The organism is Ancylomarina sp. (assembly GCF_041555295.1).
GTDB lineage: Bacteria > Bacteroidota > Bacteroidia > Bacteroidales > Marinifilaceae > Ancylomarina.
In genome coordinates this window covers 1-8,613 of record NZ_JBFFKR010000141.1, presented here as the reverse complement: position 1 = coordinate 8,613, position 8,613 = coordinate 1, and the positions used below count along the sequence as shown (strand labels likewise).

Genomic DNA, 8,613 nt, shown 5'->3' with positions numbered 1-8,613 from the left:
TAAAAATAGCGTGAGTCTTCCTATTAGTGATTTTGACTTGTTTAATTCGATGCTGCTTCACATTTATAAGGCTTATGGCGAAGAGGGCGTAAAAGGATTAGGAGAATGTTTGTTGGAGAGTATGCACCCATCTCAAATGGTAAAATCGCATAACAAAAAGAAAAATCGCCCAGCGATTACAATTATGCCTTATTTCTTTACCAAGATGATAAAAGAGGGTGGAAGCATGCTTGCCGTTTGGCCTGAAGATGGCGCTATTATTAGTCCTATTTTCATGTTGACTAAAAAAGATAAATTGGACAAAACTCAGGATGTTATTGATTTTTTCGCTTCAAAAGCTGTTGGTGAAATTCTTTCACATCAGGGACTGTTTCCAAGTATAAATCCTGAAGTTGATAATAGACTTCCAAAGGAAAATAAATTTATGTGGTTGGGTTGGGATTATATCAACTCAAACAATATTGGAGAGTTAATCGTTAAGTGTGAAGGTATATTTAATAAAGCAATCAAAGATAACAGCTTTAAAAATTTGGGACCATTAAGCTTTACACCTCAATCTTAATTTAGAATTGATTAATTTTAGGTCACAATTTAGCAAGCATAAGCTTCGCATTAACTCATAATTTTAACAGATATAATCTTAAGATATGAATCTAGTTACTGTATCAGGACCTCCTTCATCAGGGAAAACAGCCGTTATTTTAAAGACAATTGATTCCGTTCAAAAGCGTGGTTTAAAGGTAGGTGTTGTGAAATTCGATTGTTTGTATACCGATGATGATATTCTTTATGAAAAATCAGGTGTAAAAGTTAAGAAGGGACTTTCTGGTTCACTTTGTCCTGACCATTATTTCGTGAGTAATATCGAAGAGGTAACTCAGTGGGGTATAAAAGAAGGATTGGATCTTTTGATTACCGAGAGTGCTGGTTTATGCAACCGTTGTTCTCCATATATAAAGACTGTTACCGCAGTGTGTGTTATCGATAATTTGAGTGGTATTAATACACCAAAGAAAATCGGACCTATGCTCAAAACGGCCGACATTGTAATTATTACAAAGGGTGATATCGTTTCTCAGGCCGAGCGTGAAGTATTTGCTTCAAGAGTTAATACAGTAAATCCTGGTGCTACAATTATGCACGTGAATGGATTAACAGGACAAGGTGCATATGAATTGAGTACTCTTTTGTATGATGAAAAGGTTGAAGTTAAAACACTTGTTGGGGAGAAGTTGAGATTCTCAATGCCCTCTGCACTTTGTTCATATTGTTTGGGTGAAACCCGAATTGGAGAATCTTACCAAATGGGTAATGTTCGAAAAATTGACTTGAGTGATAAGAAATAGATTGTTGAGGATTTCAATTAACCAATTTAGATTTAGAAAATGATTACAATTAACGATATACAGAGCAAAACTCTTACCGATTTATTTGAGAAATACCCATTCTTACCAGGCTTTTTCGAAGAGCATACATTGGAATTAAATGGGAATTTAGATATCAAACTTGTGAATTACCTCGACTTCCTTGATGAAGAGGAGGAGCAGGAGAATAGAGCCATGGATAGGTCACAGGTTCTAGGATCAATGTGTATTTATATTGATCAGATGCTTGAGTTTCTTGGTGAAGATGAGGATGATGGCGTTCATAGTATCACATTATTACCTGGAACTAATAAGTCTGGTGAAGCTGAACAGTTTGGTGAACTAACAATTAAGAAGAGTGAAATTGTTTGTATTGTAGGACCAACTGGCTCAGGTAAAAGTCGATTATTGGCCGATATTGAATGGGTTGCTAAAGGTGACACACCAACTTCGCGTTCAGTGCTAATCAATGGAGAAGTTGGTGATTCAAAATGGCGTTTGAATTCTGGAAATAAATTGGTAGCTCAATTATCACAGAACATGAACTTTGTGATGGATTTAACGGTTTATGAATTTATTGAGTTACATGCACAGTCTCGTTTGGTAGAGGATATTGAAAGTGTGATTAATAAGATTTTTGCACAAGCTAACGACTTGGCAGGAGAGAAGTTTGAATTATCAACCCCAATTACAAGTTTAAGTGGCGGACAATCGAGAGCATTAATGATTGCAGATACGGCTATTCTTAGTAAATCACCTATTGTCTTGATTGATGAAATTGAGAATGCAGGTATCGATAGAAAACGTGCCTTAGATTTATTAGTTGGTGAAGAAAAGATTGTTTTAATGGCAACCCATGATCCAATTTTGGCGCTTATGGGTGATAAACGTATCGTTATCAAAAATGGTGGAATTCACAAAGTGATTGAAACCAGTGAAGAGGAGCAGAAGTTATTAGGCGATCTTGAAAGAATGGATTCTGTTGTTCAAAAAATGAGAAACAGATTACGTGAAGGTGAGATTATTAAGAAAGAAGATATTGGCTTTTAGGTTGATATTTCACTCCTAAATTATAAAATTACGAACTAACACAAAAAAATAGATATTATGCACGACGGATGCGCAGGAAGTTTCGAAAATGGTCAACAAGTAGTTGATAAAGTCAGAATGATGGGATTTGCAGAACAGTTGATGCCAATGCCATTGGATATTGAATGTCATGGTTGCAAGGAAACATTCACCATGGAGGAATTCGAAGGACATTGCCCTAAATGTGACATGGTTCACGGTGTAACGCCTTGTCATGCTTTCGACCCAAATAATATTATGGCTGCAGGTGTGGGCTATTAAAATGAAAAGACCTAAAGGCATTTAGCTTTTAGGTCTTTTTAGATTAAAGGGTTTTGAAATTTATTTCACAAGTAGTTTTCCATTATATACTTTTTCACCTTCAAGATTGATGATGTGAATACCAGGTTTCAATTGTTCCCGGTTTATTATCACGTTGTTTCCAGTAATGTTTTCAATAATTCGAACAACACGACCAGAAGCGTCAATAACAATTAATCTATAACTTTCATTATCCTTGTTAGGAAAAGCAATGCGACTTTCATTAACCATAGGATTAGGATAAATACTAAGTCTGGCATTTGTTTCATCCATGTCGTCAATACTTACAAGTGGTCCAGCTGGATCAACTGTTGGTTCGCCAGGAATTATATTTGCATGAAAAGTTCCATTACCATGCGATCCTACAACGATAAAGCCATCTTCTCGTGTTTTTACCATGTTCACAACTGTGTTTCCAATTTTATCTTCTGAAAGCTGAGTCCAATTCGTATTTGAATTAAGTTCGGTAGCCATATATAAACCAATGCTAGTTCCTGCAAAGTAGATAGGTCCATTTTCTGCATTTACAACGTTCATATATCTTACTGATGGGCCAATATTCTTACTTTCTTTAGTGATTTCTAGATTTCCTGAAACGGCAGTCCATGTATCTCCTGCATCTTTCGAAAAGAAAATACTTTCTACTTCGTAATTAGAGAAAGTCGCATAAACATATTCAGCATTTGCAGGATTCACTTCAATACTACTTACATAACCTTCTGGCATTATAGAAGCTGTGATTTCAGTAGTAACTGATTGGTTTGTATGAGAGTTTATCGTTTTGTAAATTTTCCCTTCTGATGTTCCAAAATATAATAGGTTGGCAGGAAGAGTAGATGATTTTATAGTTGAAATTTTACCTGTAACATTTGTGCCTTCAATTTTCTCCCAACCTAAACTAGCTGCATCATTTGAAAATCTAGGAATTTTATAAATATCCGTATTTCTCCATATATCCGTTCCTCCAGCGTAGAACATGATAGCTTCATTATTGCTGTCTATTTCATATGGATTGATGAATAATACATCATCAGAATCAACACCATCAGGATCAACTCGAGTCCACTCCCATTCCTTATCTACGGTATTGTAAGCATTTAAATAAATACGACCTCGTTGTGATGAAGTGATATAGCCATTTAAACTGTTGTGCATACTGCAATATGAACCGTCACCACTCCCTAGTTGCATCCAATTTTTTTTGTGTACGTCTCCTTCTTTTGAAGTATACCACGTGCCATTATCTTGGAAACCGGTCAGTATTTCGAAGGATTCTAGATCTTTAGCATCTATTCCAACTGTATAGGCTTGAGTGGTTAGATAGCCATTATTTAATGATACCCAGTCAACTGGTTTTACTGAAGGACTATCCATATTGTCTTCAGTACCAGAATCTTCAGTTTGTTTGTAGTTAGAGGTTTTGCTAATACCACCATCGTGGCCACTTAAAAGTGTTTTCCCATCATTAAAAAATACTAATGCGTGTTGATCTGGGTGTTGATTGTCGTATTGACTTACATTATTTTCAGTAGCATACCCACCAATCCAGAATGTTTTAGTCTTGGTTTCAAAACCATCGTCGCTACGATGCAGATTTGTTCCACCAACAAAAACCATGTTTTCATCATCAGGAGCCACTTTGATGACCATATTGTATGAACCTTGTGATTTATATCCTGCTACAGCATCAGGATCTTGAGCGGGAAGGTTTTCCGATCGATCTTCCCATGTATATGTTTCACCATCTATTGTCAATTTCCAAATGCTATGGCCTTCAAAACCTCCATCAGGTGTTTGTGATAAGAAATATAAAACATTTTCATTACTAGGAGCATAAGCTAAAACGGTACGATCGAAATTTGTAGGAAAACCTTCTGGTGTTATTTCTTTCCAATCATCAATGTTTCCAGTTGTTGATCTGTAAAAACCATTAACTGTTCCACCACTACTTATAGTAGCATATTTAACGCCTGTTGGAGTACAAAGTATATCTGTAGTTGAAGCCCATTTATCATCAGCGAGCGGCTTACTAGTTAAAACTGTAGTTGCAACTTCGCCTACATCGGTTAATCTCCAAATTTTACCATATGTTGCCAGATAGACATCACCGTTTAAAGGATCAACACATATATTCCAACAGATATCAATTGTTTCTGTGAAAAGTGGTGTGTCATCAGTATCCGTTGCTGCAATTTTGGTCCAGGTTTTTCCACTATCGATTGATTTGAATACCCCAGCCCCAGAATAAAATGCTCCACTTGCACCAGCAGAACCTGAGTATTCCCCAGTCGCATAATACCAAATATTGGTGAAGCCTTCACGAGGATCTTGAGCAACAGCAGTAACAGATTGATGATCTGTAGTTGTGGTCGTTTTAGTCCACGATTCACCACCATCTTCTGAGCGCCACATGCCACCAGTAACACCACCTGCCAAGATTATATTGTCGTTAGTGATATCAATAGCAAGAGCTCTTGTTCTTCCCCCTACATTATAAGGACCTGTTTGCTTCCAGTCTACCTCTTGAGATTTTGTTCTGGAAACGAATTGATTTTTATTATCAGATAGGAATTTTAATTCTCTTTCACGAAAGTTAGCTGGAAGTTCTCCTGTTTTGGGATTTTGAGTTATTAATTTCTCAAACATTATTCGTTCGTGTGGTGCATCTTTGACACGAATGATTCCTTTGCGTTGATCAGCTTTTTTTGCCATCCTTACATGGTTCACTCCAGGAGCAGTAAGCTTTTTGTAGGTGTTTTCGTTAATAACAATATTTTTTGTTTGTGCTAATCCAGATAAGGAGCAAACTACAAAAAATGCTGTACCTAAAAGTAGATGTTTTGCCATTCGTTTTTTTTGTTAGTGGTTAGTAGGCCTAAATGATTTTCTTGTAATAGACTAATATGGTTAGTTATAGTCTGTATTGAAGTTCATCAATTGGATTGTGTAATTACTTTATTTCCCTAATTAATTTTAAAATCCTCTTATTATTGTCCATGGTTTGGGTTTCCTTAAAAAGGAAACTGTGTGTTGAATTGACTTCTAGTTTAAACTCACGTTTGCTTTCAAAGGATACTTCTTGTCCTATTGAATAGACACCAATTATTCCGGCACCAGAACCTAATGTTTTTTCTACAGTTGCAATTATCTCTCTGTAACTATCATGAGAAATAATATTTTTTATTTTTATGTTTAGAGCAAGCGTTCCTGGTGAGAATTTGGGTTTATTGATTGGAATCTCTTTACTTACTTGAGCAGAATCTGACACGGATTTCTTACTTGTGTCTTTCTGGTTAGCGCATGAAAATGTGATAGATAGGATGGATATGAGTAGTGCAAAGTGCTTCATGGTATTATTCGATTTGCTTAGTTCGAAGCACAAGGTATGAAAAAAAACTAAAAATAAATATATTTATTGTAAATGAAAAAGCCCTCTTTCCAATAGGAAAGAGGGCTTCTAAATATATGGATATTTAATTATTTATGTTTTGAAATCCATTTTCTTGCGTTAACAAAAGCTTCAATCCAAGGACTTAATTCATCTTCTAATCTACTTTCATTATAGTAAGCCCAATTCCATGGATATGTTGCACGTTCCAAATGAGGCATCATAGCTAAATGACGACCATCTTCAGAACAAATAGCTGCAGTTTTGAATGGAGAACCATTTGGATTAGCAGGATAATCCTTGAAACTGTACTTCATCGGAATCTGGTACTTATCCTCTCCGTAAGGCATGTTGAACTTACCTTCCCCGTGAGCAACCCAGATACCCAATCGACTTCCGGCAAGGGTCGAAAGCATGACTGAATTGTTTTGTGCAATATCAACATTCACAAAGCCAGATTCGAATTTATGAGATTCATTGTGAATCAGCTTAGGGTGTTTTTCATGTTCAGGGTAAATTAAGCCTAGCTCAGAGATTAACTGACAACCATTACAAACGCCTAAACTTAAAGTGTCTTCACGCTTGTAGAAATCTTCGAGAGCTTTTTTAGCTTTCTCATTATAAAGGAAAGCTCCAGCCCAACCTTTAGCCGAACCTAAAACATCTGAATTAGAGAAACCACCAACAAAAACAATCATGTTAACATCAGAGAAATCAGAGCGACCAGAAATCAAGTCAGTCATATGAATATCTTTAACGTCCATTCCTGCTAAATGCATCATCCAAGCCATCTCTCTATCGCCATTCACACCTTTTTCACGGATGATAGCAGCTTTGATACCAGATTTGGTCTTACGCTTAGGATCGATACCATACTGGTCAAACTTACCAGTGAAATTCTCAGGGAATTTGTAGCTCAGATTATTCTCTTTATATGATTTGAAACGCTCTAAAGCTAAGTCATTACCAGATTGACTGCGATCTAATAGGTATGATGTTTTATACCATAGATCACGTAATGATGCAATATCAAGTGATAAGTTTTTATCTGCCTTAGTAATTGACATCTTACCTGCTTCTGCTGGTGTTCCAATTTTATGGAAGATAATTCCAGTTTCGGTAAGAACTTTGCTTACTGAGTCAATATCCTCAACTTGAATGATAACACTAGGATTCTCGCTAAATAGAACTTTGATTAAGTCAGTTTCTTTGATCTCATCAAGATTAATTGAAGCTCCAAGTTTATTGTCAGCAAAACACATCTCAAGTAGAGCAGTAACCATACCACCAGAAGAAATATCGTGACCAGCAAGAATCTTTCTATCTAGAATAAGTTGTTGAAGTGTTTCGAAAGTCTTCGCGAAATATTTCGCATCGTTTACATTAGGTGTTGTTTTACCTAGTTTGTTAACGATTTGAGCGAAACTACTACCTCCCAATTGGAAAGCATCTTTTGAGAAATCGATATGTAGTAAGTGTGAGTTTGCAACATTCTTCATCACAGGGCTAACCATGCGATTGATGTCAACAATTTCACCAACAGTTGAAATAATTACAGTTCCTGGAGCATAAACTACATCGTCCTGACCATATTTTTGAGTCATCGATAATGAGTCTTTCCCAGTAGGAACATTTAAGCCAAGTTCAATAGCAAATTCACTAATCGACTCAACAGCTTTATAAAGACGAGCATCTTCACCTTTATTCTTGCAAGGCCACATCCAGTTAGCTGAAAGTGAAACACCTTTGATACCTTGTTCAATTGGAGCCCAAACTAAGTTGGTTAACGACTCTGCAATAGAAAGACGAGAACCATTAGCTGAATCAACCAGAGCTGAAACAGGAGCGTGTCCGATAGAAGTGGCAATCCCTTTTTCACCTTGGAAGTCAAGAGCAACAGCTCCTAAATTATTTAAAGGTAATTGAAGAGGACCAGCACATTGCTGCATGGCAATTTTACCTGTTACCGATCGGTCAACCTTATTAGTTAACCAGTCTTTACAAGCAACAGATTCCAATTGAAGAACTTCTTCTAGATAATCTTCCAATTTATCAGCGTCGTAAGCAACCTCTGCAAAAGTTTCAACCACAGTTTCATCAGTCATAACTGTTTTTGGTGGCTTACCAAACATTTCGGAAAGACCTAAATCGATAGGATTCTGTCCCGTTTTTTTATCTTCGAAAGTGAAACGCATGTCGCCAGTTGTTTCACCAATAGTGTATATAGGAGCTCGTTCGCGATCTGCGATACGAGTTAATAAATCAACATCATCTTTTCCTATAACCAATCCCATTCTTTCTTGAGACTCATTACCAACAATTTCTTTTGCAGATAGAGTAGGGTCACCAACAGGAAGAGCGTTAAGATCGATCTTACCACCAGTTTCTTCAACTAATTCTGATAGACAGTTCAAGTGACCACCAGCACCATGATCGTGAATTGAAACAATTGGGTTGTGATCAGATTCAGCC

General features: G+C 36.6%; 7 protein-coding genes. 4 read left to right on the top strand and 3 right to left on the bottom strand.

Annotated elements, in window-relative coordinates; all coding sequences use genetic code 11:
* The 4 genes from ABY905_RS10675 to ABY905_RS10660 all read left to right on the top strand — a co-directional run.
* The coding region (locus ABY905_RS10675; RefSeq protein ID WP_372643503.1) for an ABC transporter substrate-binding protein at positions 1 to 562 on the top strand (562 nt) is incomplete at its 5' end.
* A gap of 85 nt (positions 563 to 647) precedes the next feature.
* Positions 648 to 1,346 (top strand): GTP-binding protein, encoded by a 699-nt coding sequence (locus tag ABY905_RS10670; RefSeq protein ID WP_372643500.1) that lies wholly within the window; start codon positions 648 to 650, stop codon positions 1,344 to 1,346.
* 39 nt (positions 1,347 to 1,385) lie between these two features.
* Positions 1,386 to 2,414, top strand: coding sequence for an ATP-binding cassette domain-containing protein (locus ABY905_RS10665; RefSeq protein ID WP_372643498.1), 1,029 nt, complete (start codon positions 1,386 to 1,388; stop codon positions 2,412 to 2,414).
* Positions 2,415 to 2,471: 57 nt separating this feature from the next.
* Positions 2,472 to 2,714 carry a hypothetical protein gene (locus tag ABY905_RS10660; protein WP_372643495.1) on the top strand — a complete coding sequence of 81 codons (243 nt, stop codon included), beginning with the start codon at positions 2,472 to 2,474 and terminating at the stop codon, positions 2,712 to 2,714.
* A gap of 60 nt (positions 2,715 to 2,774) precedes the next feature.
* On the opposite strand, the gene ABY905_RS10655 is transcribed toward ABY905_RS10660, so the two are convergent.
* The 3 genes from ABY905_RS10655 to purL all read right to left on the bottom strand — a co-directional run.
* Complete coding sequence (locus ABY905_RS10655; protein ID WP_372643492.1) at positions 2,775 to 5,600, bottom strand: T9SS type A sorting domain-containing protein; 2,826 nt, start codon at positions 5,598 to 5,600, stop codon at positions 2,775 to 2,777.
* Positions 5,601 to 5,703: 103 nt separating this feature from the next.
* Positions 5,704 to 6,102, bottom strand: a complete 399-nt coding sequence (locus ABY905_RS10650) for a hypothetical protein (RefSeq protein WP_372643490.1) — start codon at positions 6,100 to 6,102, stop codon at positions 5,704 to 5,706.
* 128 nt (positions 6,103 to 6,230) lie between these two features.
* Positions 6,231 to 8,613 (bottom strand): phosphoribosylformylglycinamidine synthase (gene purL, locus ABY905_RS10645; RefSeq protein ID WP_372643487.1); only part of this gene is annotated, 2,383 nt, incomplete at its 5' end.

What these genes read in the sequence shown, in the direction of transcription:
- ABY905_RS10670 (WP_372643500.1), top strand. Translation starts at nt 648, where the DNA reads ATGAATCTAGTTACTGTATCAGGACCTCCTTCATCAGGGAAAACAGCC.
- ABY905_RS10665 (WP_372643498.1), top strand. Translation starts at nt 1,386, where the DNA reads ATGATTACAATTAACGATATACAGAGCAAAACTCTTACCGATTTATTT.
- ABY905_RS10660 (WP_372643495.1), top strand. Translation starts at nt 2,472, where the DNA reads ATGCACGACGGATGCGCAGGAAGTTTCGAAAATGGTCAACAAGTAGTT.
- ABY905_RS10655 (WP_372643492.1), bottom strand. Translation starts at nt 5,600, where the DNA reads ATGGCAAAACATCTACTTTTAGGTACAGCATTTTTTGTAGTTTGCTCC.
- ABY905_RS10650 (WP_372643490.1), bottom strand. Translation starts at nt 6,102, where the DNA reads ATGAAGCACTTTGCACTACTCATATCCATCCTATCTATCACATTTTCA.